This is a genomic window from Virgibacillus sp. 7505 (assembly GCF_002272135.1).
Taxonomy (GTDB): Bacteria; Bacillota; Bacilli; order Bacillales; family Amphibacillaceae; genus Terribacillus.
The window spans coordinates 76,321-103,218 of sequence record NZ_NPBF01000027.1 but is presented as its reverse complement, the minus strand read 5'-3'; the positions used below and the strand labels follow the sequence as shown (position 1 = coordinate 103,218).

Annotated in this window: 22 protein-coding genes; 5 read left to right on the top strand and 17 right to left on the bottom strand. The window is 44.9% G+C overall.

Annotation, left to right across the window (positions count from 1 at the left end; translation table 11 throughout):
• Positions 1 to 23: 23 nt before the first annotated feature.
• From CHH91_RS12505 to CHH91_RS12490, 4 genes are all read right to left on the bottom strand, one after another.
• Positions 24 to 3,233: an ATP-binding protein gene (locus CHH91_RS12505; protein ID WP_095223790.1), complete on the bottom strand. Its 3,210-nt coding sequence runs from the start codon at positions 3,231 to 3,233 to the stop codon at positions 24 to 26.
• Entirely contained in the window at positions 3,226 to 3,588 is a 363-nt protein-coding gene (locus CHH91_RS12500) for a response regulator transcription factor (protein WP_095223789.1), read from the bottom strand. Before CHH91_RS12500 ends, CHH91_RS12505 begins: the two co-directional genes overlap by 8 nt.
• Positions 3,589 to 3,602: 14 nt before the next feature.
• Complete coding sequence (locus tag CHH91_RS12495; protein WP_095223788.1) at positions 3,603 to 5,147, bottom strand: GGDEF domain-containing response regulator; 1,545 nt, start codon at positions 5,145 to 5,147, stop codon at positions 3,603 to 3,605.
• A 108-nt stretch (positions 5,148 to 5,255) separates the two neighbouring features.
• Complete coding sequence (locus tag CHH91_RS12490) at positions 5,256 to 5,696, bottom strand: hypothetical protein (RefSeq protein WP_095223787.1); 441 nt, start codon at positions 5,694 to 5,696, stop codon at positions 5,256 to 5,258.
• Between the two features lie 129 nt (positions 5,697 to 5,825).
• On the opposite strand from CHH91_RS12490, the gene CHH91_RS12485 reads away from it, so the two are divergent.
• Positions 5,826 to 6,089 (top strand): NifU N-terminal domain-containing protein, encoded by a 264-nt coding sequence (locus CHH91_RS12485; protein ID WP_095223786.1) that lies wholly within the window; start codon positions 5,826 to 5,828, stop codon positions 6,087 to 6,089.
• Between the two features lie 33 nt (positions 6,090 to 6,122).
• Here the strand turns inward: CHH91_RS12485 and CHH91_RS12480 are convergent, their stop codons facing one another.
• From CHH91_RS12480 to CHH91_RS12465, 4 genes are all read right to left on the bottom strand, one after another.
• Positions 6,123 to 6,971: a YitT family protein gene (locus CHH91_RS12480; protein ID WP_095223785.1), complete on the bottom strand. Its 849-nt coding sequence runs from the start codon at positions 6,969 to 6,971 to the stop codon at positions 6,123 to 6,125.
• Between the two features lie 151 nt (positions 6,972 to 7,122).
• Entirely contained in the window at positions 7,123 to 8,970 is a 1,848-nt protein-coding gene (gene asnB, locus CHH91_RS12475) for an asparagine synthase (glutamine-hydrolyzing) (protein WP_095223784.1), read from the bottom strand.
• Between the two features lie 116 nt (positions 8,971 to 9,086).
• Positions 9,087 to 9,467 carry a DUF1516 family protein gene (locus tag CHH91_RS12470; protein WP_286160775.1) on the bottom strand — a complete coding sequence of 127 codons (381 nt, stop codon included), beginning with the start codon at positions 9,465 to 9,467 and terminating at the stop codon, positions 9,087 to 9,089.
• 59 nt (positions 9,468 to 9,526) lie between these two features.
• The gene (locus CHH91_RS12465; RefSeq protein ID WP_095223783.1) at positions 9,527 to 10,732 is read right to left on the bottom strand and encodes a DUF418 domain-containing protein; all 1,206 of its coding nucleotides are present in this window, start codon (positions 10,730 to 10,732) and stop codon (positions 9,527 to 9,529) included.
• A gap of 115 nt (positions 10,733 to 10,847) precedes the next feature.
• On the opposite strand from CHH91_RS12465, the gene CHH91_RS12460 reads away from it, so the two are divergent.
• Complete coding sequence (locus CHH91_RS12460) at positions 10,848 to 11,462, top strand: PH domain-containing protein (protein WP_095223782.1); 615 nt, start codon at positions 10,848 to 10,850, stop codon at positions 11,460 to 11,462.
• A gap of 35 nt (positions 11,463 to 11,497) precedes the next feature.
• On the opposite strand, the gene CHH91_RS12455 is transcribed toward CHH91_RS12460, so the two are convergent.
• Positions 11,498 to 11,773 (bottom strand): GNAT family N-acetyltransferase, encoded by a 276-nt coding sequence (locus tag CHH91_RS12455; RefSeq protein ID WP_095223781.1) that lies wholly within the window; start codon positions 11,771 to 11,773, stop codon positions 11,498 to 11,500.
• A 129-nt stretch (positions 11,774 to 11,902) separates the two neighbouring features.
• Between CHH91_RS12455 and CHH91_RS12450 the strand changes: the two genes are divergently transcribed.
• Positions 11,903 to 13,267 (top strand): DUF2254 domain-containing protein, encoded by a 1,365-nt coding sequence (locus CHH91_RS12450; RefSeq protein ID WP_176465778.1) that lies wholly within the window; start codon positions 11,903 to 11,905, stop codon positions 13,265 to 13,267.
• 34 nt (positions 13,268 to 13,301) lie between these two features.
• On the opposite strand, the gene addA is transcribed toward CHH91_RS12450, so the two are convergent.
• From addA to CHH91_RS12430, 4 genes are all read right to left on the bottom strand, one after another.
• On the bottom strand, positions 13,302 to 17,027 hold the full coding sequence (addA, locus tag CHH91_RS12445; RefSeq protein ID WP_095223779.1) for a helicase-exonuclease AddAB subunit AddA: 3,726 nt from the start codon (positions 17,025 to 17,027) through the stop codon (positions 13,302 to 13,304).
• A complete protein-coding gene (addB, locus tag CHH91_RS12440) occupies positions 17,011 to 20,514 on the bottom strand; it encodes a helicase-exonuclease AddAB subunit AddB (protein WP_095223778.1) in 3,504 nt (1,167 codons plus the stop codon). Before addB ends, addA begins: the two co-directional genes overlap by 17 nt.
• Positions 20,515 to 20,643: 129 nt before the next feature.
• Positions 20,644 to 21,186, bottom strand: coding sequence for a signal peptidase I (gene lepB, locus CHH91_RS12435; protein ID WP_095223777.1), 543 nt, complete (start codon positions 21,184 to 21,186; stop codon positions 20,644 to 20,646).
• Between the two features lie 54 nt (positions 21,187 to 21,240).
• Entirely contained in the window at positions 21,241 to 21,888 is a 648-nt protein-coding gene (locus tag CHH91_RS12430; RefSeq protein WP_095223776.1) for a TVP38/TMEM64 family protein, read from the bottom strand.
• A gap of 201 nt (positions 21,889 to 22,089) precedes the next feature.
• Between CHH91_RS12430 and CHH91_RS12425 the strand changes: the two genes are divergently transcribed.
• A complete protein-coding gene (locus CHH91_RS12425) occupies positions 22,090 to 22,479 on the top strand; it encodes a YhjD family protein (RefSeq protein WP_095223775.1) in 390 nt (129 codons plus the stop codon).
• On the opposite strand, the gene CHH91_RS12420 is transcribed toward CHH91_RS12425, so the two are convergent.
• The 4 genes from CHH91_RS12420 to CHH91_RS12405 form a co-directional block, all read right to left on the bottom strand.
• Positions 22,427 to 22,951 (bottom strand): competence protein ComK, encoded by a 525-nt coding sequence (locus CHH91_RS12420; protein ID WP_286160774.1) that lies wholly within the window; start codon positions 22,949 to 22,951, stop codon positions 22,427 to 22,429. The two genes, CHH91_RS12425 and CHH91_RS12420, sit on opposite strands and share 53 nt — an antisense overlap.
• 127 nt (positions 22,952 to 23,078) lie before the next feature.
• Positions 23,079 to 24,248: a M48 family metalloprotease gene (locus CHH91_RS12415; protein WP_095223774.1), complete on the bottom strand. Its 1,170-nt coding sequence runs from the start codon at positions 24,246 to 24,248 to the stop codon at positions 23,079 to 23,081.
• A 53-nt stretch (positions 24,249 to 24,301) separates the two neighbouring features.
• The gene (lplA, locus tag CHH91_RS12410; RefSeq protein ID WP_095223773.1) at positions 24,302 to 25,297 is read right to left on the bottom strand and encodes a lipoate--protein ligase; all 996 of its coding nucleotides are present in this window, start codon (positions 25,295 to 25,297) and stop codon (positions 24,302 to 24,304) included.
• A 90-nt stretch (positions 25,298 to 25,387) separates the two neighbouring features.
• The gene (locus CHH91_RS12405; RefSeq protein ID WP_095223772.1) at positions 25,388 to 26,119 is read right to left on the bottom strand and encodes an MBL fold metallo-hydrolase; all 732 of its coding nucleotides are present in this window, start codon (positions 26,117 to 26,119) and stop codon (positions 25,388 to 25,390) included.
• A gap of 161 nt (positions 26,120 to 26,280) precedes the next feature.
• Between CHH91_RS12405 and CHH91_RS12400 the strand changes: the two genes are divergently transcribed.
• Complete coding sequence (locus CHH91_RS12400; protein ID WP_095223771.1) at positions 26,281 to 26,838, top strand: DUF6434 domain-containing protein; 558 nt, start codon at positions 26,281 to 26,283, stop codon at positions 26,836 to 26,838.
• Positions 26,839 to 26,898: the final 60 nt, after the last annotated feature.

Below are 26,898 nucleotides of genomic sequence, written 5' to 3'. Positions count from 1 at the left end.
CGGTTTTCGGATCTGCCTCTTTCTTATTCCTGTTCCTTTTCAAATGCAATTATCCCTTTGTTACCTGGCTGCAAGATCGATTGCAAAATTACAGTCGACAGCTTATTCGGCGGGTAGGGTTTGATTAAATAATGATTGATTTCATAGTGCTTCGCTTTTTCCATTTCCTGTATAGCACTAGAAATGAAAATAGGGATATGCCGCAGTTCTGGATGCTGTTTGATTTCTTGTATAACATCCCAGCCATCCACCCCCTCGCCAAGCATCAAATCTATAACAAATGCTGCTGGTTTTAATAACGGCAGCTGTTCGATAAGTGCCTCTCCAGTGATGAAGCGGTTCACAGCAAAGCCGGCATCCCTCAGCTCATCCTCCAGAAGAATTGCTAAGCTTCGATCATCCTCCAGAAGAATTATTTGGCGGCTTTGTTCTACTTCTGGCAAGACATGCACATCTGCCTCAACCAAAGGCAATACTATTGAAAAGACACTGCCCTCACCCTCGGCGGATCTGACCATGATTTTCCCATCATGGGCTTCGACGATTTCTTTGCAAATAGCAAGACCCAATCCAGTACCGCCAATTTTGCGACTGCTGGAATTATCGAGCCGATTGAATTTCTGGAACAATCGTCCTAGTTCCTGATCTGGAATGCCGATTCCTTCGTCAGAAATATGGACATAAAGCTGATGCTTCTGCTGTTGAATAGAAACGACCACATCTCCGCCTTCCGGTGAGAACTTAATGGCATTACTAATGAGATTTGTCAGTACCTGAATCATTTTGTCGTGGTCCACACTCACATGATCATATGCACTATTCTGCTGAAGGACGAGATTATGATTAGTGTTCATAGACTGGAAATTCTTGATCACCTGCCCCGCAATCGGTGTGAAAGGCTGTTTTTCTTTCACATATTCCTGCTTCCCGGCTTCCATGCGCTGTAAATCGAGAAAGTCATTGATCAGATTCGTCAGCCTTGTCGCTTCCTGATGAATCGTCTGCAAGTAAAGCTCTTGGCGCTCCGGCTTTAAATCCTTGGTGATCATCAGCTCTGTATAACCAAGTACGCTTGCCAGAGGAGTTCTTAATTCATGGCTGACCGTACTAACCAGATTAGATTTCATTTGATCCACTTCGTATTCCGCTGTAATATCACGGTAAACAAAAAGGGTACCAATTTTCTCATCATGACGTGTAATACTGACGTGATATAGAAGCAGCACTTTATTCTGTACTCCGCTGACACGAAGCCTCAGACCACCCTCTGGCTGTTCCTCTTTGAAAATAGCTTGGTTCACGTATGCCTCGTACGCTTCTTGATTTTCAACGTATGTTTTACTAAATTCCATCCAGCTAGCGTAATCAGTGCAAGCGTCCCGGCGGGATTGCACGGCAGCAAGCTGCAGGTATACCTGCCAATTGGCATTGTACTGCAGTAAATCCCCCGTGTTGCTTACAAATTGGATACCTTCATTCACATTATCGATAATATCCTGATTAAGTTGTCTATTATATTCTGTAAGCTCATACGATTCAATCTTATCCAAGAATAAGCTGAGTCGTTTCAAAATCCAATTCAGTTCTTTCTTTTCTGACTCCCGGAAAGAACGCTGGAATCTCGTACATATAAATACAGCAACTAATTCTCCAGCCGAGTTATGCACAGGGATATGCAAATCTTCACTCATTCCGCTTTCACGATAACCCGCTTCCCCTTTGTCTGCCCGCCTTTCAAGTACAAATGGTTCCGGATTTTCTTCCAGACGCTGTACCACTGTCTGAAAATATGCAGCTACTGGCGCTTTAAATTGTTTTGTGATTCCGATTGCAGCATATTCCGACGTCTCTGCCATAAAAATGACGCCTTTATCATACTGATAAAGAGCAGACAGTTCTTTTATCGTTGTATCCAGAAGGGCTTGCTTTTCCATCGTAACGGATAATGTATTATTCATACGATTCATTCGTTCGATGCTTTGTTTTGTTTCCTCAGTCTCACGCAAAGAATCCCGAAGCATCCTTTCTGACTCTACGATTCGCGTAATATCCTGTTCAATTACAATAAGCTGTTCCATAACCTGATCTTCATTTGAATACGGCACAATTGTTGCATGCACCCAATAGCTTGTTCCATCTTTCTTCCGATGCTCCAGTGTTCCGCTCCAAGCCTGCCCTTGAAACAGCTCAGGAAAAACTGTTCTGATATCTGTCCTATTCGCCTCTAGCGCAATAATATTGAGAAAATCCTTTCCGATAAGCTCTTTCTCCGGATACATGGAAATGGAACTGAAATTCTCATTTACTTGTTTGACAATCCCTTTGTTATCCAGAACTATCACCATCGAGGATTCATTCAATGCCCAATTCAAGTTACGCAGATCATTGACATAGCTCTCCAGCTGTTCTTGCTGATCCGTCAGCTGAGCGTTCTGTTTAGAAAGATTTTGCTCCCGATTTTGAATACGTTTAGTCATATCACGGAAAGCATCCGATAGAATACCGATTTCATCACTTCGTTCAAGAGGCGCAATGGTCACATTTTTCCCATGTGCAACATCATAGGAAGCAGTTGATAAATCATACAAAGGCTTCCCGATGTTCCGCGTGAATTGTCGGTTAAAGAATAATAAAATTCCGAAGATAAGCAGGACAAAGAGCAGCAGCATATAAGATTCCCACGTGTTATCCTGCATAAATTCATTATGCAGCTCGGATATAGCATCCTCGTTATGCTGTCTTAGGTTTTCCGTCACATGCAGAATTTCATTGATTTCATCTATCCGTTCATCGACTACATCATCCGCAAATCCTTTCAGATTATCCGACTCGATAGCTTCCTGCAGCTCTGGATAATACGTATCCCAATAAATATCCTCAAAACTTTGGAGACGTGTCAGGTTATCTCTTTCTTCCAAAGAAAGATCGAACGCTTCCAGCTTGTCCAGGTTATCTTCCAAATGTGCATGAGAACTTTCTGCATTTTGTCTTTCCTGGTCATTTGTATAAAGAGCGTAGCCCCGCATATGGAATACCATATCACTAAAGTCGGATTTAATATTCTGCAGAACTCCCCGCTTTTCAACAAGAACATCCCGCTCCTTCTCATATTGCTTATTAGTGGAATAATGCATATAAAAGAAGGCAGCAACACCTAGCATCGTGGCCAGCAGTACAAAGAAAAGAATATAAAGGAACTGCCGCCTGATCGTTTTTCGAAAGTAATTAGGCATCGAGAATATCCTCTACTAATATAATCAATTGAGCGGGACTAAATGGTTTAGCCCTATAATAGGCAATGCCCGCTTTTTTCGTTTCTTCGATATCAGACTGCTGTGTCTTTGCTGTCAGCATAATGATCGGACATTTCTGCTTCCAATCCTCAGACAGCGACTGAGCCACCTCGATACCTGTCTTGCCAGGCATCATATTATCCAGAATCACCAAGTCATAGTTTTCTGATTGCATTTTCTTTAGAGCTTCATTTCCATTAGCTGCATTCTCAATCTCGTGACCTTCATCTTCCAAAGTATCTGTGATTAACATACGCAATACTTCCTCATCATCCGCCACTAATATCTTTGCCATCTTATTTCCTCCTCTTAGGTGCGGAGCGTCAGCCTTTTGATCCTGGCTGCCACTTCTTCGACATGAAATGGCTTAGTCATATAGTCATCCGCTCCAAGCTCCAGAGCTTTTACTACATCCTGGTTATCCTGTCTGCCTGTCAGCATCATGACAAACAAATTCTTTTCGTTTGAATATGTACGTAAAGCTGTCAGCACCTCTAGCCCATCCATATCCGGCATGACTCCATCAAGCAGAACAATATGCTTGCCCGCTTGTCTGATCCAATCGGAGTCAAGCAAGGAGCTTCCGTCTGCAAAAGCCTTTAGCTGTACACGATAGCCATCCATCCGCAAACCTTCCAGACTATCATGAAGCAATGAACGAATGATGGTATCATCATCCACTACAGATAGATAAAGAGATTTATAAGGCTTCTCATCCATATTATGATGACAAGCTTCATAAACATTTACTTGCTGTTTTCCATTACGTTTCCCGAAATACAGGGCTTGATCAGCTTGTTCGATCAAATGATCCAGCGAAAATTGCTCATCTTTTCCTTTCGATGCTATACCTGCTGTAAAGGATGTATAGATTGTTGTTTGAGCCAGCTCATGCTGTTGCTGTTTATAGCCTTCCAGAATTTCACGTAAGCGGCTTGCTGCAAGTTCATCCGTAATTCCCGGCATGAGCAGAAGGAACTCTTCCCCTCCATACCTGATGATGTAATCCTCTTCTCTCACAGCACCTTTAAAATATGCAGCAAAATTCCGCAGCACAATATCACCGCTTGCGTGACCATATGTATCGTTTACTTGTTTAAAATTATCAATATCAAGCACGGCACAAGTGAGCTCTGCCTCCCGGCCAGCTGGGAAGCCAGCTAAGAATGAGCGGTTATAAACTTGCGTTAATGGATCGACAACGACTCGCTGTTCCAGCGTATCCAAAAGCTTCAAACGGTTAAAGATGAGTTCAATTACCAACTCGTCCACTTCATGCTGATCAATAATATCGGTTATACCATTGCGGAAGAATCGCTGTTTTTCCTCGAATTTCAAATTACCTCCAATGAACATGACAAAGGAAAACATCTTCTGTTGAACATAGGATATATCTTCCTTCTTTAAATGCTCACGCCACCTGCCATCTATCAGCGTCATAAGCGGATGCGCCTCGTAAAGATGCGCAATCGCACGTTCTTTGTCTGCGGCTACAATTACTTGGAGCCCTTCCTTCTCGATACGTTCCCTCGCTCGCATGAGCCAGTCATTATTGCTGGATATAAGCAGCACAGGCTCCTGTCTGATGAATTCCCGCGGTCTGACCGGAAGTTCAGCTTGCTGCTGCAATTCTGCCTCGATAGCTTCTATTATTGGCATCCAGATGTCCTTTGACAGACGTTCCTCATCTATTTCCGTTATACAGAGCAACTGGACTTCTGCAACTTCAGACAAGGTATTAAGACCTATGGATGCTCCTGTTCCTTTTATTTGATGGATTAACTGATATAAATCCCCTTTTCGTATCGTCTCCTGCTGCTTGAACATTGCAAAACTTTCATTAATTCTTGACATAAATATCTCTTGGTATTTCTTCAAACTTTACACCTCTATTTTTATTAAGCACTTAACTCCTGGTGTATTAGCTAAGATTGCAGGTTGATTATATCACAACAGCAACCTTCATCTTTGTTTCCCTAAAAATTTACTATTATAAAATAAATCGGTCAGTTTTACTACCAGAAGACCATATAGTAAGTGACCGGTATACCAGATTATAATAGTCAACCAATCATCTACAGCTGGTACTGACTGTTTAGCAAGAATGGATAATGGAAAATATACAGAGGCCGCACAGAGGCTTAGACCAATACTACTCAACCACTTGCCTAGTCCAATCTTATTTACCAATAAGAAGAAAACAAGGACAATTGCCCAGGAAATAATAATGTGAAAGATGTTGAGCATAAGTTCATTCCAATCCACCTGGCGAAAATAGGGAATGAAATCGACATTCAGCAATAATGTATACACCTTACTGCTAGTTAATTGCTGCCAAAGATACATCCAGACTGATAGTGCAATGCCCGATATACTGCCAATGCAAAAAACACGAACCACCACCCATATCCCTCCTCTTCACCTTATTCACTACCCAAACCTGTTTCTGTTTAACCAAGTTATCTCCCGCTTTTTAAATCGTCCGCTATCTGCTATGATAGTGGTAAGTATGGATGCAAGGAGGCCAATAGCATGAGTATTAGAGTGGAAAATACCCCAAATCCGAATGCAAAGAAATTTACAACTGATAAACTTATCTTTGAAGGCAACGGCAGCGTATCTGTCATGCCTGGACAAACGAGCGAATACGACATCATGAATCAGCTGATGACAGTTGAAGGTGTCGATAATGTTTTCGGTTTCCAGAATTTCATTACAATCAACAAGCTGCCGAACGCAGATTGGGACGAGCTTTCTGCGAAAGTCGTCGCTGTCATGGAAGAAGCAGGCTATTAAAAAGAGCTGAGGAGCTATAATGCTCCTCAGCTTTTATTTATCTTTACGGAAGAATCCATAGATACCCGCTGTCTCTACGACATTCATGAAGGCTGATGGATCCACTTCCTTGATAATGTGCTCCAAATCATATAATTCATAACGAGTGATGACGAGCATCAGCATATTTTTGTCCTGCTTTGTGTAGCCGCCTCGAACAGGAATGATCGTAATACCCCGTACCATTTTATTATAAATCGCTTTTGACAGCTCGTCCGCCTTGGTAGTGACAATCATTGCTGTCACCTTCTCATAGCGTGTATGGATCGCATCGATTACTCGAGTCGATACATATAGCGTTACCAGCGTGTACAAGGCATTGGCTGGTTCATTCAAGACACCGGCAAGAAGGATGATGACTCCATTCAAAAGCAGGAAGTATGTGCCAACAGGGCGATCCTTCAGACGGGATAAAATCATGACGACAATATCCATTCCTCCGGTAGAAGCTCCCCATTTGAGTGTCAGACCAACACCAACACCTGCAATGACGCCGCCGAATACGGCATTCAGGATGATATCATCCGAAAGAGCATGAATAGGAAGCAGCTCCAGCATGACTGTCATACAAGCAACTGAAAAGAGACTATAAATCGTAAAGCCTTTGCCCACCTTCATCCAACCAAGGATAGCTACTGGAACATTCAATATGAAAAGCCAAATCCCAGTACCGATCGAGGTGATGCCAAGTACTTGTGCAAAGAAATCGAATAAAAGCTGGGCAGCACCGGTAAAGCCGCTGCCATATACACTTGCAGGTATCAGGAAGAAATTCAGTGCCACTGCATTGAGCAAAGCTCCGAAAATGACGACCACGATACGTTTTACTTCAAAGTAGAACAATTATGTACCTCCTCATAAGTCCCATACATTAAAAAGCTTGCGCAGAACGTTCGTAAGCTATTCCTGCGCAAAGCCCGCGAATCATTATAGCCGATATCACTCCGAATGAAAATACTTTTCTTATGTAAGGAGCCTTTAGCAGCTCCCGAAGTCAAACACGAATCTTCACATCATGATGCCGCAGCCAAAAGTCGATCTGTCCCAGATGTGCCAGCAGCTGCGGACCGGTCATCAATTGACCGAACCAAGGAGCAGTTACATCCTGACCTTTGCTTTTGACAAGTGCATCAATGGCCTTCCGGTCGAATAAGTCGAATAAGCGCGCATCATCATCCCGGAGAATCTCTTCCATCCACTGAACGACAGCAGCCGTATAAACTGGATTATGTGTTTTCGGATATGGACTCTTCTTCCGATAAAGCACTTCATCCGGCAGGATTCCTTCGAGTGCTTTTCGAAGTATGCCCTTTTCTTTATTGCCGTACGTCTTTATTTCCCATGGGATGTTCCACACATATTCCACCAATCGATGATCACTAAACGGAACCCGGGCCTCGAAGCTTGCTCCCATGCTCATCCGGTCCTTTCGATCGAGCAGCGTCGGCATAAACCAATGCATATTCAAATAAAACATTTGTCTCCGTTTTGCTGCTTCTGCTTGTTCACCAGGCAGCATTGGTGTTTCATCAATAGTCTCTTGATATCTATCCAGCATATAGCCATGCAAATCAAGATCATGCTGCCATTCTTTCTTCAGCAAGCCATTACGGACTTGAGCTGATCGGATCCAAGGGAAACCTTCTCTGTTCAAGTCATCCTCCCGGTAAAACCACGGGTATCCACCAAAGATTTCATCTGCGCATTCACCTGATAATGCTACCGTAACATTCTCCTTGATTCGTTCACAGAACCAAAATAATGAGGCGTCGACATCCGCCATACCAGGCAAATCCCTAAGAATCGCTGCTTCTTTTAGCGAGCCAGCCAATAACAGATTATCCATTACATATGTCTTATGGTTCGTTCCAAAGGCTTTCTGCATTTTCTCAACAAAAGTCTGGTCGCTTGCCGGCTGGAAATCGCTTTTCTTGAAAAACGTATCGTTCCCGTCAAAATCAATCGAGAATGTTGAAAGCTGCCCTTTGCCTGTTTCTTTATAGTGATTCGCAGCAATTGCGGTTATCGCGCTGGAGTCGATGCCGCCTGACAGAAAGGTGCCAAGCGGCACATCTGATACAAGCTGTCTGATGACGGAATCTGTCAGAAGTTCTCTTACTTTTGCAGCAGTTTCTTCTATAGAATCTGTATGTTCTTTGCTTTCCACGTTCCAATATCGAGTCAGCTTCAAGCCATTCCGATCGAATTTTCCAATGTGTGCTGCTCGTAATTCCTTGATGCCTTTAAAGACGCCGTGGCCAGGTGTCCGTGATGGACCGAGTGCCAATATCTCCGAAACGCCTTCCTTATCAAGTACTGCTTCCACTTCTGGATGAGCAAGGATTGCTTTCAGTTCTGACCCGATCAACAGCCCGCCATCCTGTTCCATAAAGAAGAGTGGTTTTACGCCTAATCTATCCCTTGCAAAAAAGAGGGTTTCTGTTTTGTCATGCCAAATGGCGAATGCAAATATCCCATTAAATTTCTCGACACACGCTTCCTGCCACTCAATATAGCTTTTCAGCAGCACTTCCGTATCGGAATGCCCTTGAAAGGACCATCCACGCTGCTTCAATTCCTTCCGAATATCTTCTGTGTTGTAGAGCTCCCCATTGTAAATCAATGTATAAGTCCCGCGCTCATCAGTGTGCTGCATCGGCTGTTTGCCTCCTGCAGCATCTACTACAATCAGTCGCCGGTGACCGAACAGGACATGTGGTGCGCCCCAATCGTTGTACTCATCCGGACCTCGTTTCGATAATGTCTGAGCCATCTTCTGGATCACAGGTTGCTCCTGCACCAGATTTCGTTTGAAATTAACCCACCCGGTAATACCGCACATATGCCCGCTCTACTCCTTTTCTCGCCTATGTCATATAGTAAGCCGTTACTTCTACAACATATGAAAAGCGGCGCTAAACGTGAGCAAAAGAAAAAAACCTGCCTTTATAGGCAGGTTTATGGCAGGAATCCCATCGGAAGGATGCCAAAGCCAAGCAGCAATGTAATGACGAGTGCAATGAAGAAGATAATCCACCAAGCTTTTGCGGACTTTTCTTTCTTCAGTTTCACGAGAATCATCTCCATGCAGACGATGACGATCAACCCGGCAATACCTTTGATGACTGCTTGGACAGTAAAGGAAGAACCAGATGCGTCAAAATATCTCCATAAAAGTACAAAGCCAGTATACAAAATAAGCAGATAATCTAGCCGAAGGATCATATGCAGAATCGTTGCCTGCTTTATTTTCTTCTCGCTATAAAGAACAAGCGCAAAGAAGAAGAGCAGAAGACCGAGTCCCCAGCCGATTATATGTGTAAGTATCATTCCGTCCATGGTGCGCCTCCTTTTGTTATGTACCCGTACATCATACCATGTTTCCCATTATTGCAGCATCAAGACACTTGCTGTTCATTTTTCTTCCGAAGCGGCTGAATTTTTCCATACGTCAGTATGCGCCACAGCCATTCTATAGGTCCGAAGGTGAAATATCGGAACCAGAGGCGGCTCAAGATCACTTGGATTACGAAGACACCAATGACAAAGCCAATGAACCCTGCTAAAGAGAACGTCCCATATAATCCGAAACCGATATCGTAGAACAAGACGAACATCAATACAGACTGGAATAAGTAGTTTGACAAAGACATGCGTCCGACACAGCTTAGCTGACGTGCGATCCAGCTGAAGACAGGGACGTTTGACAGGAGTGTTATCAAAGAAAGATAAAACAGCGCACATGCAGGGCCGCCAATCGAATCCTGAACAATGCTCAGCCAATAAGGTGCTCCAATCAAGTACGGTCCCGCTTTGAAGACGACGAAAAGAAATCCGGTTATAGCAGTAAACCAAATCAGCTTGCGACGATTGGCTACTGGATCATGAAACAGCTTCGTACGGGCGATATACGCGCCGAGCATCAATAATGGCAGCAGCATAAATACATTGAGGAATATACCGCCGGCCCCATTGGCTGTCGACCAGTCAATTAGATTCTGCTGCAGGACATCCGTATAAGTACCATTACCATAAGCGGCTAGCTTACTGGGTATATCCATCGTGCTGTACATTATTTCATTTATTCCTTCACCTAGCATTGATGCGGCCAGAGCTAACAGCGTGAACAGCAGAACCACCGGAAGAAGCAAAACAGGAATCATTGTCAGCAGAACCCATCTTGGGGTATATAGGAATGGAATAAGCAGTAAACCAAGAATTGCATATGTAAAGAGAATATCGCCATGCCAAATAAGAAATGCATGGATTGCTCCTAGTCCGAGCAGTACCAGCATACGTCTGCTCAGGAACCAGCCAGGCTTGATGCCGTCCCGTTTCCGACTATCAAATATCAGCTGCATACCGAACCCGAATAGTATGGAAAATAACGTATAGAAGCTGGCTTGGAAAAATATATCGATACCGCCTAGCAAAAAGTTATCAAGTGGTGAATCCCATTCCGGAGAGTCAAATCCCGGCATATAAAAGGGAGATCCGAATGATGGTGCGTTCACCATGAAAATACCAAGTATAGCTGCCCCTCTTGCTGCGTCGATCCAATGCAGCCGTTTTGTCTGTGGCATAGGTCTTATTCTTTCTTTCATCTCATTCCGCCTTTCATTAGTACAGATGCACCATTTACAGAAAAAATATGGATGCACTCTGTCAAAATTGCTAAAATTAGTATATCACATGCTACATAGCGGAAAGGGTTAAATTATGTTTAAGAAACTAGCTTCTGATGCTCTGGGTCTATCTGATATCGGCAAGATCATTCCTCCCAGTGACTATGATAAGACAGATGCCGATGATTATGTCATGAATGAAGATAATGAAAAAATTTATTTCCTGATTAAAACGAGGCAGGATGAGTATTGCTTTACGAATCTCGCTATCATTCATGTTGACGGCGAAAGCGCTGTTTCTTCCAAAAGAACTCTCCGCCGTTACCCATACATGCAGCACCGTATCAGCAATGTCTATTTAGAAACAGCCGGTAAAGTGGATCTGGATATTGAAATTAAATTTTCTATCGATAATCAGGTTATCAGTATCGATGTGAAGAAAGATCAAATCGATCAGCTGAAAGATTTGTATAAGGCTCTGCTGCGCATTTCGGAAATCAATTATGAAAACAGTATATATACGGATATGGCGCATACAAGCCTGGATAAAGCAGCGGCCATTCTTCAGCAATCCCGTTATACCGACGGTACGCTGGACGAGACATACAAAAAACTGACTGAATTCGGCTTCGAGTGGCTGACCGCCACAAAAGATAAATATCATGCACATGATTTCGGTGCAGTTTACGAAAAATATATCAACAATTAAAAAAGAGTGACTCGCAGGATGCGAGTCACTCTTCCTTATAGCGGGCCTTCCCAAACCCCATCATACTTCTTGTCAGAACTCAGAATCTCATGCGCAAAAGTACATACAGGAACAATCTGTTTCCCTTGTTCCTTCGCATAATCAACGACTCGATTAATCAATTGCTTTCCAATGCCTGCGCCTTGCTTATCCTCTATCACCATCGTATGTTCAATGACAATATCATCAGATTCCCTGAATGTCACCTCTGCATCCGGCTGGTCACTATTTCCGATATAAAAGCGCCCTTGTTCTTGTTTGATGTCTGCCATAGTACCAACTCCTTCCTTTCCCTACTTTACCCGCATGATCAGCTAGGTATTCATCTGGCTCCCAGGTGTTTGCCGCTACCAAATGTAGGGTAAAATCCAATGATCACTCCCATTAGAAAGGCGTCCTATATGCTTATCAAATTACTACCGCGACCTATACGAAAATATCTACATATGACAAAGCGTCAGCGCAAGCATGAAGCGCAGCTAAATCTCTGGATGATGCCCGCCATCTATATAGTCGGAGCCCTCGTGCTTGTAACAATACCGCTATTATTAGACCTTTACTTGGATTTACCGACTAAAACAACAGGATTTTTCAATGCTTCCGCCTCGAATACCGGTACCCTTGTTAGTGTGCTAGTCAGTGGTACGCTGCTTCTGGCAGCTTATACGTTGAACTCGATTTTAGTAGTCTTAACAAGCTTCAGTTCAGAGTATTCACCACGCATGCTATTCAACTTCATCTCTGATCGAACGACGCAGCATATTCTAGGACTATTCTATGGAAGCTTTGTGTTTATGCTCGTCTCCTTTCTGTTCGTCACGAACAGTTCCCGGGATTATTTTACGGCTGTGCCGATTGCCAGTACGCTTGTTACACTGACAGCCGTTATCGGTTTTGCTGTATTTGTTAACCACACGACAACATGGATGCAAATGCATAATATCGTGGATGCTATGAAAACCGAGTCTGAAAGAATTATCCAGTCGACGTTGATTGATGAACTCGAGCCGTATCGTAGTGATGAGTCCGGTTATACATTCGAAGATTATACTGGATACACTTGTAAAGCATCTAATTCGGGGTATATCCAGCTGATCAATTTTGTGGACATGATCAAGCAGGCTAAAGAAGACAATGTTGTTGTAAAAATGAATGCCAAAGCAGGTGATTTCGTACTAAAAGGCAATCGCTTGTTCAGCTATCGCGGACCAGGTGCACAGGATGTACAAATCGAAAAGTACAGCAAACTCATCCAAATTGGACATAAGCGATCCGAGATTCAGGACGTGGATATGAGTATGAACAAACTAAGTGAAATCGCCATTAAGTCGATCGGAAATGATGATCCAACCTCCGCTATCAATACTTTCCATCAAATGGCGGACTTGATGATCAATATCGATGCGTCAACGACGCTTCATCCCTATCTGCAGGATGAAGAGGAACAGACACGCGTCGTGTATAATACCGTCACTTTCTCTACCTATCTGCATGAAGGCTTCGGAAGGATTCGGCATTATACACAAAAGGATTATCTATTAATCCTGGAAATGATTCTCGTTTTCATCCGGATGACTGATTCTATATCTCAAAAGAACTTCCCGATTATATGGGAGTTCGCCAAAGACACAATCCTCCACATCTCGGATTCTGCTTACTTCCGTGCTGACCGGATTCGCTTACTTGATTATCTGAAGCAGTTAGCGGAAATCACAGGGAATGAAATGGATTATTATGAATTGGAAAGACATTTACAGCCAAATTAAAAAGGAGACAGCCCACGGTGGCTGTCTCCTTTTCTCATACTTGTCGCAAGAGACCTTTATCAAAGAAGTAGAGATACCTTTCCTTGACCGGCTTCTTCCAAATCCGTTCGATTGCTTTTGCGTATAGCTCGATCTGTACCCGATACTTCTCCGTCAGAATCTCAGCTCTCCTATTCGGATCTTCTCCATAAAGTGAATCCGTTTTGTAATCCAGGAGTACAAGTCCATCATCCTCCACTAGAATTTGATCCACCACTCCTTGAACAACTACTCTGTCAGAAGCCGCACCTGTCCAGTCATTGTACAGTTCATTCGCCGGCAGTGCCAAAGTAAACGGTGTTTCTCGATAGAAGTGCTTAGCTCGGCGTATGCGATCTGCTATTGGAGACTCCAGGAAATCCAGTATCCGCTCCACATCAATCGATGCGGCAGCTTCCTGCTGTAAAAATTCCTTGTCTACCAATTCAAACAGAAATTCCTCCAGCTTCTTCTTATCCCATTCCCTTCGGATATCAAGCTGCTGCAGGACAGCATGGACCGCACTGCCTCGCTCTGCCGGTGTAAGTTCCTTCGCTTCCTGCAGGAAACGCGGTCTGCTTGAGATCGGTGCTCTTTGCTGGATACGGTTCACTATACCACTATCACTATAGCTGTCCCGTATTTCCCGCTGGCGCTTGATTTCCGTTACTGTCTGCTTTGCCCGGAACCTTGTGGCTTCTGTATGCGGGTAATGATAAGTCAGCCGATTTTCCACTTCTTCCTTCCAATCCGGATCCTCTTCACCCGGATTCCAGTCAGTGATACGTTGAAGCAGCTCTTGGTTAGCTTCTTCTTCCTGTTCCTCAGAGGTTAGATAATCTCTGCTTTCTTGGATACGGATTAGCCACTGGGATCTATCTGCTGTGATTTCTGCCGGCAAGTGCTGTGATAGCTCTTCTGCTCTCAGTTCCATTGCTTGTTCATGACGCATTAGCGCAGGTGCTACCCAATCCAAATAGGATGTTGCTTCCAGGCGATAATGCGAAGGCAGTACCCAAGACGGATGATCCGCCACCTGACGCCACTTTTGCAGCTTTTTCTCTAATGATGCGACATTGCCGACCATCACCAGTTTTTCTTTTGCACGTGTCAAAGCAACATAAAGTACGCGCATCTCTTCTGCTATTGATTCCCGCTGTTTCTCTGCCTTTAATGCATGGTAAATCAATGTAGGATACATAAGCCTTTTCACTGGATCAATATATTTACTGCCAAACCCTAAATCTTTATGCAGCAAATAGCGTTCTCTCAAATCCTGCTGGTTGAATGTTTTATCCATCGCACCAGTGATGACGACTGGAAACTCAAGTCCCTTACTTTTATGAATCGTCATAATCCGAACGACGTCTTCCTGTTCACCTAAAGCCTTCGCAGCTCCTAAATCATCTCCGCGTTCTTCCATACGTTCGATGAACTTCACAAAGCGGAACAATCCGCGGAATGATGTATTTTCATAGTTTCTAGCTCGATCATAAAGGGCACGAAGATTCGCCTGACGCTGCCGTCCGCCTGGTATGCCGCCGACAAAATCATAGTAGCCTGTCTCCCTCATGATCGACCAAATCAATGCTGACAATGCTCCCTGTCTTGCTTCCATTCTCCAAGAGCGAAGCCATTCCAGCAGCCGTTCGATTTTGATGGAAATCTCATCATTCGCAGTTCGAACATAGGCCCTAGCCGCTTCGTAATAGCTGCTTCGCTGATCTGCGAGTCTTATTTTGGCAAGATCGTCTTCCTTCAGACCAATGATAGGAGAACGCAAAACGGCAGCGAACGGTATGTCCTGAAGCGGGTTATCAATGATTTTCAGCACACTCATCATCACTTTGATCTCAATGGCTTCCAGATAGCCCGTTGAAAGCTCTGCGTATACTGGAATGCCCCGCTGCTTTAGTTCTTCCACGATTGCCGGTGCCCATGTCATAGATCGCAGCAGGATGACAATATCCCGATACTGAATATCACGCTGCTGCTGTGTCGATTTATCGACAACCTTCATCGCATCGTGGCCATCGTGACCGATCCATTGCTGAATCATCCTGCTGTATGCACGACCTTCCAGCTGTGCCTTCTCCAGGTCCTCCACCATTTCGGTGTCCGTGTCAGCATCTTCAGCTTCTTCGGTACCGTCGCGATTGATGATGACTAGTTCGACGTCGGTATCATCCTGTTTCAAATCATCATACATTTTATTTGCATAGATGAGTTCCGCTTCTTTTTCGTACTGCATTTCCCCAACGTCTTCTGAGAAAAGCTGCCTGAAAATATAATTCGCTCCGTCCAGCACTTGCTGCCTGCTGCGGAAGTTACTTGCCAAATCAATGCGCATAGCAGGATGTTCCGGGTCAGAAAAAGACTTGTACTTATTCAGGAATAATGTAGGTTCCGCATGACGGAAACGGTAGATACTTTGTTTGACATCTCCAACCATGAACATATTACCGCTTCCTGAACGGTCAGAAATCAATGTAACAAGTGTTTCCTGTACAAGGTTTGTATCCTGGTATTCATCCAATAATAGTTCCTTGAACCGGTTCTGATAGCTTTCCGCAATGCTTGAGGGAATGATCTGTTCCGGTGTGCTGTTTTCATCGATCAGCACCTCAAGGCAAAAATGCTCCAGATCTGAGAAATCGACTAAAGCCCGCTCCCGTTTCTCCAACTGATAACGGCTGCGGAATTGCTTGACGAGCAATGCGAGCTGCTGGATTGACGGATAAAGCTCGAGCACATCCGTCAAATAGACTTCGAGCTTCCTAGCAAACCAATCACCAGCAAGCTTGCCCCATCTCTTCTTATAAGAATCTCTCAGCGCTTTTGCCTGCGATTTTTTCATATCATCACATTCAACCTTTTTACTGGAAAGTCTGCCGAATGATTGCTCTTTGATGAAACTTACAGCGTCATTCCAGCTGCCTTCCACAAGTAGCTTCGCTTCGGCGATGAACTTTCTTTCAGCCTCGAACGTTTCTGCGTAATGATACGGCCCATCCGGTTCGCGTGTGAGCGCGAGCCCCTGGTCTGCTTCCTGCAGCATCGCCTGCAGCTGATCGTTTGCTTCGCGCTTCAGCACTTGCAGCCAAGGCAGCTCATTCTCATCCTGTATAGCAGACACATTATACAATTCTGCCATCTGATCGAGCCAAGCTTCTGGGTATGGATTCTGGGTAGCGAAATCATATAATTTCAGAATGAGATCTTCCACTTCCAAGTCATTGCGGTCATTACTGAAACGATCAACAACGCCAAAGAAAGCTGCTTGCTCTTCGCCTTCTTTACCGTACCATTCCTCCAGCAGCTCCCCAATTACTTCCTGACGGATCAAATCTGCTTCCAAGTCATCTGCAATACGGAAACCTGGATCCAGATCCAGCAAATACGCATATTTACGTACAACGTCCAGGCAGAACGAGTGGAGCGTGGAAATGGAAGCATTCTGCAGTAATGACAGCTGCTTGCGAAGATGCTGCGAAGAAGGATTCGCCTCCAAAGCCTTTTCGAGCGCCGTTCCGATCCGGCTGCGCATCTCTTGTGCAGCTGCATTTGTGAAAGTCACGACTAGCAGCTGATCGATATCGACCGGGTCAGTTTGATTCACAAGCTTTTGGATAATCCGTTCAACGAGAACAGCCGTCTTCCCTGAACCAGCTGCAGCCGCGACTAAGATATCATGTCCTTTGGCGTCAATAGCAAGCTGCTGTTCATCAGTCCACTTTACCATGTCGTTCCACCTCCTTTTTGATGCTATTCAATACATCTTCATCCTTCATATCTTTTATTGCACGATATTTATTGCCGGCAAGTGATGCGTCAAATTGGCATACTGCCTTGAAATCACAAAATGTACAAGCACTTCTATCGTGATGGCGGTATGGATTCAAATGCACACCGCCATTCGTGATATCCAGTCCAGCTTGCTCCATTAGAAATCTAGTATGCTGCTGCAAAGCCTGGAAAGTGTCTCGGTCAGCTGTCTGCGAACCAGCACGGAATGCACCATCTTTTTTCAGACCAGCGGGAATGATCTTACTCATTCCTGATTCCAGTGATGTATCCATCATACGGGCAACAGATTCGTTCTCCAGCAGCATACCTTGCATCTTGAATTTCTTGAATATCTCGTCCTCGATATCCACCTGTGATCTGCTCGATTGCGAAATCAGCGGATTATGCACATGGAAATACAATACACCTGCCGGGGTAGCTTTAAGACCGAGCCACTGTTCTGAATGAGACAGCACTACATCCAGATAAGCGAGCATCTGGAGTGCGAGACCATAGTAGACTTCTGTAAGATTCAGCGCTTTGCTGCTTGATTTGTAATCGATGATGCGAAGAAACAGATCCTCCTGATCGATCGCTTTGTCGACGCGGTCAATTCGTCCTCTCAGCTGTACATCATAGCCATTTGGCAGCGTGATCTCAATTGGTGGCAATGTCTGATTTTCCCCAAAGTCAAGCTCAAGCCCGACTGGGGAGAACTTGCTTTGCCGCGCCTGTTCACTCAGCGTGTAGGCAGCACGTGCGATGATTTCCTGAAGCTTTTGCTGGATATACTTGAACCGGTTGGAGCTATGGAGAATCTGGTTTTGCAATACAGGTGCCAGGTTGCCCATCGCCCGTTTTGCATATCCAGTTGCATCTTCCTTATTCAGCTGCGCATAATTCCGTCCTTCCAGCTGTACCCAATCCGTGATTTGCTTTAATGCTTCATGGAAAAGCTGTCCGATATCCGGGGCATCCAGCTTGTATGTCCGTCTGTTTTCCAATCCAAGGCTGTACTTGGCAAAATGCTGATAGGAACAGCGATAGTAGGTTTCCAAACGCGATACACTTGCTTTTACTTTTTTCGGGAAAAGCTGCTCCTTCGTCTCTTCCGCCAAATCCTCTGTTTCGTTCCGGTAGAAGAGGCTTTGGAGTATTCTACCTGTCAGCTCCTCTGCGCTCTCATGGCTGATGAACCAGTTCAGTACGCTATCCCAAACAGGATGAACTGGATATCCCCGCATTTTACGTGCAAGCTGAGTCGTAAGCGCAGACCGGCTCTGATCGATGGTAGCAACAAAACGGGCCGTATCCAGGCTGTCCTCCGGATCCTGAAGCATGCGCTCGTCACAGCACCAGTCGAATAAGTCCTTCATGCGCTGTACGAGCGAGGAAGCCATTTTCGCTTTTCCTTCCTGGTCACTGATCGGATAGCTTACCCAAAGCCGCTCACTCGCTGCCGTAAACGCAAGATACATGTAAAAGCTCTCATCCAACAGCTGACGCTTGCTTCCAGCCGCAAGCTGTAAGCCATATACAGCCAGTACTTCCCTGTCCTCCTCACTGATCAGTCCATCAGGCTTCGGCTTCATCGGCCACACACCTTCGTTGACTCCCAGCAGGAAAGCACATTTCAATCCGCTTACTTTACTATGGTCGATCGTACCGACAATAACCTGATCCAAACTAGGCGGGATATGGGCGAATTCAAGCGATTCAAAACCAGTCTCCATTGTGTGGCGGAAAACTTGCAGGGAAACACGCTCATCCCCGACAATCTCCACTGCTTCATCCAACAGCTGAAGTACGCTATCCCATACTTGGTCCTGTTCCCTTGCTCTTTCCAGCTCCCCGCGATCGTCGAAAATGACTTGCATTTCCTCAAGGCGCTGCGGTACCTTTAGCTGTTCCAGCCAATTGTAAACCGCAATCGAGCGCTCACGGAATGTCTTGCCTTCCCGCAGCTTCCGATCAAATTTCTTCATTGCATCCGCTACTTGACGGCGATAGTGATTGATCCGTTTCTGCGTTTCCAGTTCCTTATCGGTTTGCCGTGTCGTATCAAACCCGCGGAACCGCTGGAAAATCCAGTCTTCTTTCTGCAGCCAGCGATCTCTGGAGCGAATACCATATTCAAGACAATAATTCTCCAATTCATCAATTGCTTCCTCAGTCAGTGGATAAACCTCATCAGTCGATGGTATGAATCCGGTCTTTAAAACACGGAATACAGCCTCATAACGCCAATTCCCGTCAACGACTTCCATCCCTGATCGAATCAGTTCCAGCAGCGGGTGATGAATCATAGGCTTCTTTTGGTCAATAAAAACAGGGATATGATAATCCGCAAATACTGTTTCAATCAGCTCATGATATACATCTGCCTGCCTGAGAAGCAAAGCAATATCCTGATAACGGTAGCCTTTCTCCCGTACGAGCTTGACAATCTCCTGTGCCGCACCTTCGACTTCTGCTCTTGGATGGACTGCCTGTGCCAAAGTGATTGGTACTTCCTGCTTCAATGATGGTGCTGGGCGCGTCTCTAAATGCTTCTCTAAATGCAGAAAGGCAGGGTTATGTCCGAAACGACCATCGGCAGGGTTGAGCTGCTCGATGGAAGTGACTGGTACATTTCTTTCCTGCGCCGTCTGTTTAATTTGAAGGAATGTTTCATGCGTGCGTGCAAACAAATCCAGCTCGTCCACATCCTGGCGGTTTGCCCCGTCCAATGTGAGTGTCACTGTCACTTGCTCCGCTTCTGTCATCAATGCACCGATTACCTCCAGCTCCTGCGGCGTGAATTGGTGGAACCCATCCAGGTAAATCTCTGACCCTTTGACAGAACGCGACAATGGTATTTTTGATGCCAGCAAATGCAGCTGGTCCTCACTGTCAATATACTTGTCCCGTAACAGCGCGGTCAGTCGATCGTAAATGTAGCTGATATCCTCCAGCTTATCCCGAAGTGTAACTTCAGGGGAGTGCTGCTGTTGGAACTGCTCCATCTCCCGAATTTGGGCATGCAGAAGCTCCGGCGTAACACGATAGCGCTTCAGCTCTGTGATCATGCTTTCCAGCTGCCCCATAAAGCCGTTTTTCTCGATCGCTTTCTGGAAAACATTCCAGTCAGATTTACGTTCCTCGGTAATCTTACGGAGCATCATCTGAATGCCTGTCGAGGTAACGAACTGCTTGGTTGCGCCGCCTGTCTCCTGCAGGACATACCAAGCCAGACGCGATAGACTGTATACCTGTGCACGGATGCTTCCTTCTACACCGGTTTGCCTGATCAGCGCCTGCTCCTGCTGAAAGGTCATCTGGTCCGGAACCAGATAAAATATATTAGATCCCATCGGATCACTTTTTAATTTAGCTGCAATCTCATCGAGACATGCACGGCTTTTGCCTGCTCCGGACCGGCCGATGATAAAACGTACACCCATTCTTAGCTCCACTCCTGTCTTCCAAACTAGTAATCTTATTCTATCATGTCCAGCGGTTTAAGGGAAAACAGATGCGCACGTTTGTTCGCTTGTATATACTGGAAAAGCTCCTTATCAAAAGATAAGGAGCTAAACTCCAAGTCCAGATGCGGACACCGGCCAAAAGTGGGCATCCACCTTCCCGACAACTTGTTCAATCGGGATGAATCCAAATGAGCGGCTATCAAGGCTGTCTCTTCGATTATCACCCATTACGAACAGCATTCCTTCCGGTACTGTCGTTCGCCCGGTAACGTCTTCCAATGTGAAATCATACGTCAGCTGACCATCGACATCATCTTTATACGTTTCCAGATAATGCTCCGGTCTGTATTCATCGTTTACGAACAGTCTGTCATTTCTAACTTCTACTGCATCCCCTGGCATTCCAATGACCCGTTTCACATAATCCTCATCCTCTGTTGCGTGAAAGACGATGACATCGAAACGCTGGATACTATCTGCGTCGTTCATGAACTTGTTCACCATCAGGAAGTTACCGTCCTGCAAGGTCGGCTCCATTGACTCCCCTTCCACTCGATAATCCGCAAAGATTAATTCTCTGGAAAAGAAAATCAAAAGCACGATGCCGGCAAACAGGAAGAAAAACTTCCAACGTTTATTCTTTTTCATGTGCTTTCCTCCGGTGTAAGTGTTTTGCAACACTTTACCCCGGCTCGAATAGCTTTAATCCTTATGTGACTGTTCCTGCTTCTCGTTCTTCTTCTTCAATCTTCCTTCCACGTATTTACCCACCATCCAGAACAGGATGATTGCAACAGCTACGACTACAGTCTTGATCGGGTTCTCCGCAAAAGAGGTCAGACTGTCACCGACATAAGCAATTGAGAAAATCATCAGCGCTTTACCGAGAAATACCGCCAAAGCGAATTGCTGCACACTGATTCTCGATAATCCGGCTACTACATTGATGATAGCCGAGGGCGAAAATGGAAAGCATAAAAGTAAGAATAACGGACCAAAACCATGTCGATCCAGCCATTCGGTTATTCGATTTACTTGTTTGTTATGCCGCAGCCAATTGATCACACGTGTATGCCGATACCGACGTATCAGCCAGAAAACAGTAATTGCACCAAGTGACGTACCGAGCCACGAATATAGGAAGCCCCATAGCAGGCCGTACGCCACGGTGTTCGTCAACACGAAGACAACAAGCGGCAGAAACGGCAGGAATGCTTCCAGAAAGGGGAGCAAAATGCCGGGTATAGGACCCAGATTCTCATATCGATCAAGCAGGGACTTCACATAATCGTCCCAAGTTCCATTGCGGAACATTTCCATTAAGTCGTTCCAACCAACGCCTAAGACCATCTAACCATTCTCCTATTCCCAGCAAAAAAACATCTTTTATCTATTTTAAACGAAAAGCCCAAGCATGCAAAGTCTGACAGGATGTCCCCTTCTTTTCCTGCATTTGGTTAGTCATTTGAAAATTACCTGTACTATCCTGTTTTCACTTTACATAGCTTAGGGTATAATGGAACACATGTTCGTATCTAGGAGGAAAGGCATATGCGTTGTCTTAGTGAGTCGGAATATAAGCTGGGATCCCGCTTTCTGTTTCTATCAATGGCCATTGTTGTCCTGCAGCAGGATATCCGGATTGTAGAAGAAGGAAAGCATAAGATAAAAGCGCATCTGTTACATACATTACAATCGATGGAGAAGACTGCATTGGAGGAGCGGCGCCAGCTGCGCATCCAGCTTCGTCAGCATAATATGCAGATTGTGACAGCAGAGAAAAACGACGCCTTCACCACATTCCTTTTCATAACGAAGGAATGTGAGGAAAAACGTAATTATTTCAATCCGGCAATACGGAAGAAAGTCGAGGCCATTCTGATGGAGCTTACACAAAAGGCTCCGCAATCTGGTCCCCGCCATACTTCCACAAATGCCTGATCCGCTTATCCAGCAAAAATCGGTATTGTGCAGTACGCTGGACCTGGTTCATCATGGATCCATACGAAACATCAAGGATTAGTGTACGGCCGTTCTTAAAGGTGAGGGTTGTTCGCTGATGCGGAGCGGCTTCGATCCGCTTGATGTGGGAATGAGAGATCCAGGAGCATGCATGGGAGAGCGGTGAAGAGGTGGGAAAGAAATACATACCGCTGACAGGGTCTATCGATATCGGGGCCTTATGCGTGATTCCGCAAATATCCTTCACCCCCGCCTGTCTTCCTTTCAAGCTGCTTCCATAAAACTTGCAGGCCAAATCGATGAATCTGCTTGGAGAGGTGCGAAAGGTAAAACTATCTTCTGACTCGATAACCTCACAGCCTGGCTGACCGTTTTCGAGGAGTTTCGGCAGTACAGCCATCGTAAGCGGCGTGAGTTCTGCCATGGTTGGATTTTGTTGCATCTGCTGCATCTGGAACATCCTTTCTGATGCAAGAAAAGAGGGATTGGTTCTACAATAGCAAAATCTCAGGCGCAAAAACAGGAGAATTCCATATTCTTAATAGAATCCTTACAAAACAGGTAGAGCGCAACTGTCTCTACCTGTTTTCTTGATAAGATTCTATAGTTTCGATACGCTCCTGATTGGATGGATGTGTGGAACGCAGCCATTCGAACAGCGGCCATGGGTTCGGATCACCTTTGGAAACCTGCTGCATATTCTGAAACATTCGAATGCCTGCTTCCGTATCAGGTGCATGCTCAAGTGCATAATCATCCGCCTGCCGCTCCATTTCCCGCGACACATAAAGTGACACAGGCTCGCTCGCAAATTGCAGCGAGCTGATAATAAGCAGAAAGAGCGGCACCGCACGCAGCTGATGAGCACGTATTTGTCTTTTAGCCAAAAACTTATCTGACAATCTTTTGGTCACCCATAGGAGGACAAAACCAAGAACAAGAAAACCCGCCGTTCCCCAATATACATGATGCAGCACATAATGGCCGATTTCATGGGCGACGATGAAAAGCACTTCGTCTTGAGACAAGCCGTCGACTGTCGTATCATACAGCACCACACGAGCACTGCCGAACAATCCTGTTACATATGCATTATACGTAACCGTTTTTGCGCTTTGATCTACTTCCAGAAGTGTCGCATCTGGAATTCCTGCCTCACTAGTCAGCTGCTCGATTTCCGTACGCAGCCCTCCATCAGGAAGGTGATAGAAATCTTCATAAAGCGGATCAATCCACATCGGCTGGACATAAACGATGAAAATCGCACTTGGTACAAGCAGAATCCATAGAAGTATCCACCAGCTTTTACGGAATCTTTTCATTAGAATCTGTGATACAAAAACAACTGCGGTGACAGCTAAATAAAAGAAAACTAAGCTGAGCACGTATTCTCCTGCCCAGTCTCCGAATTTCTGGACACTTATCTGTGCTTGGCGCGCATTCCAATAACCCGCCAATCGGAATGGCAGCTGAACAATCCCGTAGAAGACAGTCAGCATAAGCATATATCCAGCTGTTGCAACTAGTTTAGGCAGTCGCTGTTCCATGGCAGCAGCGGTTTTCTGCAGGTTCTCGTTCCTCCAAACTGCATAAAGGAATAGCGGTAATAGCGGCAGCCTGGAAAAATAGACTGCATGACCGATACTTGCATATGTGCTTACATCCACATTCCATTCTGTATAGATGAATGGAAAGAAAATCCAGATGGCTAAAAGATAGATAATATAAGCAAGAAGCACCCGTTTCATCCGATTCCTCCTCCTGAAAAAAAGAGACGGCCCGAAGGTCGTCTCATAGATAATCAGTACATAAGATCAATAAAGTCATCTTTCTCAATCTTACCTAGGTAATGGCTCACATTCACATCCGCCAGCGCTTGCTGAATCGACTCGCGCTCATAACGGACACCTTTCAGTTTTTCCTCGAGTTCACCGACTTCGCCGACACCGAAGTAGTCACCGAAGACACGGATCTGTTCGATGATTCCGTTCTTTACATCCAGGCGGATATCAACATTGCCTGATGGGAATTTATGTGTTTGCTGGATATTGAAGCTAGGTGATTTACCATAGTTCCATTCCCACTTCTGATAACGTTCTTCGCTGATTTTATGGATTGCTTTCCAATCCTCTTCTGTCAGCTTGTAACGGGGTACATCCTTCGTATCCTCCACATCGAAGATATAACGAAGCAAGATATCCTTGAATTCTTCCATAGGAATTTTGTTATCCATGAATTCCGAGATATTAGCTACACGGCTTCGGATAGATTTGATTCCTTTGGATTCGATTTTTTCTTTCTTCACCTTCAAAGCCGACACGACATGTTCAATCTCTGAATCGTACATCAGTGTGCCATGGCTGAACATCAACCCGCGTGTAGAGAATTGCGCATTTCCGGAAATCTTGCGTTCACCGACAAGCAAGTCATTCCGCCCCTTCAACTCTGCTGGTACACCAAGCTTGTTCAATGCATCCGTAACCGGCTTAGTGAATTTGGCGAAATCCTGGAAGCTGTTACCGTCGTCCTGTGTGATAAAGCTGAAATTCAAATTACCCATGTCATGGTATACAGCTCCGCCTCCTGATAAGCGGCGTACGACCTTGATGCCATTATCGTCTACGTACTTTGTATTGATTTCTTCAATCGTGTTCTGATTCCGGCCGATGATGATGGATGGTTCATTGATATAGAAAAGCAAATATGTATCGTCTTTGCCGAAATTTTTCAGGACATACTCCTCGATCGCAAGGTTAATCCTCGGATCTGTAATACCTTCATTATCGATAAAACGCAAAATAAAGACCCCCAGTGTCAGAAATTGTTTATCCTAGTAATATTCTACCGAATCCTCAGCATGATAGCAATTCAGACAAATGGGAAGGTATTACCCCTCCCATGTCAGCCCTTCATATGCGAGCTTTACTTGCCCGCTGTATACGCTGCTTGCTTCCTCCAACAGCTGCCTGTGTTCTCCAAAATGCGGCAGATGACTGAGGAAGAGATTTTTCACACCAGCCCGCTCCGCAATGCCGCCTACCTGCAGACTGTTCATATGACCGGCAGATTCCCCATCCTGATGCTGATAGAAATTGCAATCAGTGATAAGCAGATCTGCATCCTTGCTGAACTCCGCCCATTCCTCTAAGTAACTGGAATCAGCTGTATAAACAATGTCGGAAAAACCATCTGAAATCCGCATACCATAGCACGGCACTGGATGCTTCGTTTTCATGAAAGTAATCACGAAAGGACCTATGCTAAGAATTTCATCCTGCTTATAGGCAATCCCTTCGGTGAATTTATGTTTTAAGCTCTGGAATCCTGCATCGTCCTCTTCATGGCCATAAATCGACAGCACATCATCTGTTCCTTTCAAGCTGTTTTGTACTTGCCAAACATGCTGCAGAGCACCAATGTCCGCTATGTGATCAGGATGATAATGACTTACGACAACCGCATTCAATTCCTTCGGATCAATGAAAGCTGGCATCCGCGATAACGCACCGCTCCCGCAATCCAGCAGCAGAGCATATCCGTCCTTCTCCACTAAATAACAAGAGCTGGCACTTCCCCTGCCTGGATAAGCTCCCCAAAATCCTATAACTGTCAATTTCATACTTTCTAACACCTCTCCTTCTATTGTTTACCTTTACCGAATTCCTTGCATGTAAACCACCTAATCTTTAAGGAGTGCTCCCCTTCAGGGGGTGGTCTCATTTATGCATATATGACATAATATAACAAAAAGAGAGAAAAACGCATGTGGGGGGATATAACTTGAGACCAGAATTGACTCGTATGACGAATGCAGATGATTTTCTAGATTATTATTGGCTGAAAGAAGAACTTGTCCAATTCTGCCGTGAGAGTGAATTGCCTGTCTCTGGATCAAAAATGGAGATTACAGCAAGAATTGAAAGCTTCCTGCGGGATGGTCTCATTGAAAAACCAAAACAGAAACCATCACGCAGGAGAAAGAAATCCAATGAACCGCTCAGCCGTTCTACCATTATTACAGAAGATCATCGCTGCAGCCAGGAAGTACGAGCATTTTTCAAACAGGAAATTGGAGAGCATTTTCATTTCTCTACTTACATACAAGACTATTTTCGTGCAAACATTGGTAAAACATACGAAGATGCTATTAATGCGTGGCATAAAGAAGAATATCGCAAGCAAGATCCTGCTTACAGGAAAGATATTGCCCCTCAGTTTGAGTATAATCGATTTATTCGTGAATTTTTCTCCAATCCTATAAACAAAGGAAAGACACGCAGCCAAGCTGTCGAGGCATGGAACAAGAAGAAAAGCAAGCCTTATTCCCATAGTACCTGACTGCTCCAAGAATGATAACTGCTTCCATAATATCTTTGAATAACAAGGCACAAAAAAGCT

Bases quoted from the DNA above. Each gene is read 5' to 3' on its own strand.
- CHH91_RS12505 (WP_095223790.1), bottom strand. From the start codon at position 3,233: ATGCCTAATTACTTTCGAAAAACGATCAGGCGGCAGTTCCTTTATATT.
- CHH91_RS12500 (WP_095223789.1), bottom strand. From the start codon at position 3,588: ATGGCAAAGATATTAGTGGCGGATGATGAGGAAGTATTGCGTATGTTA.
- CHH91_RS12495 (WP_095223788.1), bottom strand. From the start codon at position 5,147: ATGTCAAGAATTAATGAAAGTTTTGCAATGTTCAAGCAGCAGGAGACG.
- CHH91_RS12485 (WP_095223786.1), top strand. From the start codon at position 5,826: ATGAGTATTAGAGTGGAAAATACCCCAAATCCGAATGCAAAGAAATTT.
- asnB (WP_095223784.1), bottom strand. From the start codon at position 8,970: ATGTGCGGTATTACCGGGTGGGTTAATTTCAAACGAAATCTGGTGCAG.
- CHH91_RS12470 (WP_286160775.1), bottom strand. From the start codon at position 9,467: ATGGACGGAATGATACTTACACATATAATCGGCTGGGGACTCGGTCTT.
- CHH91_RS12465 (WP_095223783.1), bottom strand. From the start codon at position 10,732: ATGAAAGAAAGAATAAGACCTATGCCACAGACAAAACGGCTGCATTGG.
- CHH91_RS12460 (WP_095223782.1), top strand. From the start codon at position 10,848: ATGTTTAAGAAACTAGCTTCTGATGCTCTGGGTCTATCTGATATCGGC.
- CHH91_RS12455 (WP_095223781.1), bottom strand. From the start codon at position 11,773: ATGGCAGACATCAAACAAGAACAAGGGCGCTTTTATATCGGAAATAGT.
- CHH91_RS12450 (WP_176465778.1), top strand. From the start codon at position 11,903: ATGCTTATCAAATTACTACCGCGACCTATACGAAAATATCTACATATG.
- addA (WP_095223779.1), bottom strand. From the start codon at position 17,027: ATGGTAAAGTGGACTGATGAACAGCAGCTTGCTATTGACGCCAAAGGA.
- addB (WP_095223778.1), bottom strand. From the start codon at position 20,514: ATGGGTGTACGTTTTATCATCGGCCGGTCCGGAGCAGGCAAAAGCCGT.
- lepB (WP_095223777.1), bottom strand. From the start codon at position 21,186: ATGAAAAAGAATAAACGTTGGAAGTTTTTCTTCCTGTTTGCCGGCATC.
- CHH91_RS12430 (WP_095223776.1), bottom strand. From the start codon at position 21,888: ATGGTCTTAGGCGTTGGTTGGAACGACTTAATGGAAATGTTCCGCAAT.
- CHH91_RS12425 (WP_095223775.1), top strand. From the start codon at position 22,090: ATGCGTTGTCTTAGTGAGTCGGAATATAAGCTGGGATCCCGCTTTCTG.
- CHH91_RS12420 (WP_286160774.1), bottom strand. From the start codon at position 22,951: ATGCAGCAGATGCAACAAAATCCAACCATGGCAGAACTCACGCCGCTT.
- CHH91_RS12415 (WP_095223774.1), bottom strand. From the start codon at position 24,248: ATGAAACGGGTGCTTCTTGCTTATATTATCTATCTTTTAGCCATCTGG.
- CHH91_RS12405 (WP_095223772.1), bottom strand. From the start codon at position 26,119: ATGAAATTGACAGTTATAGGATTTTGGGGAGCTTATCCAGGCAGGGGA.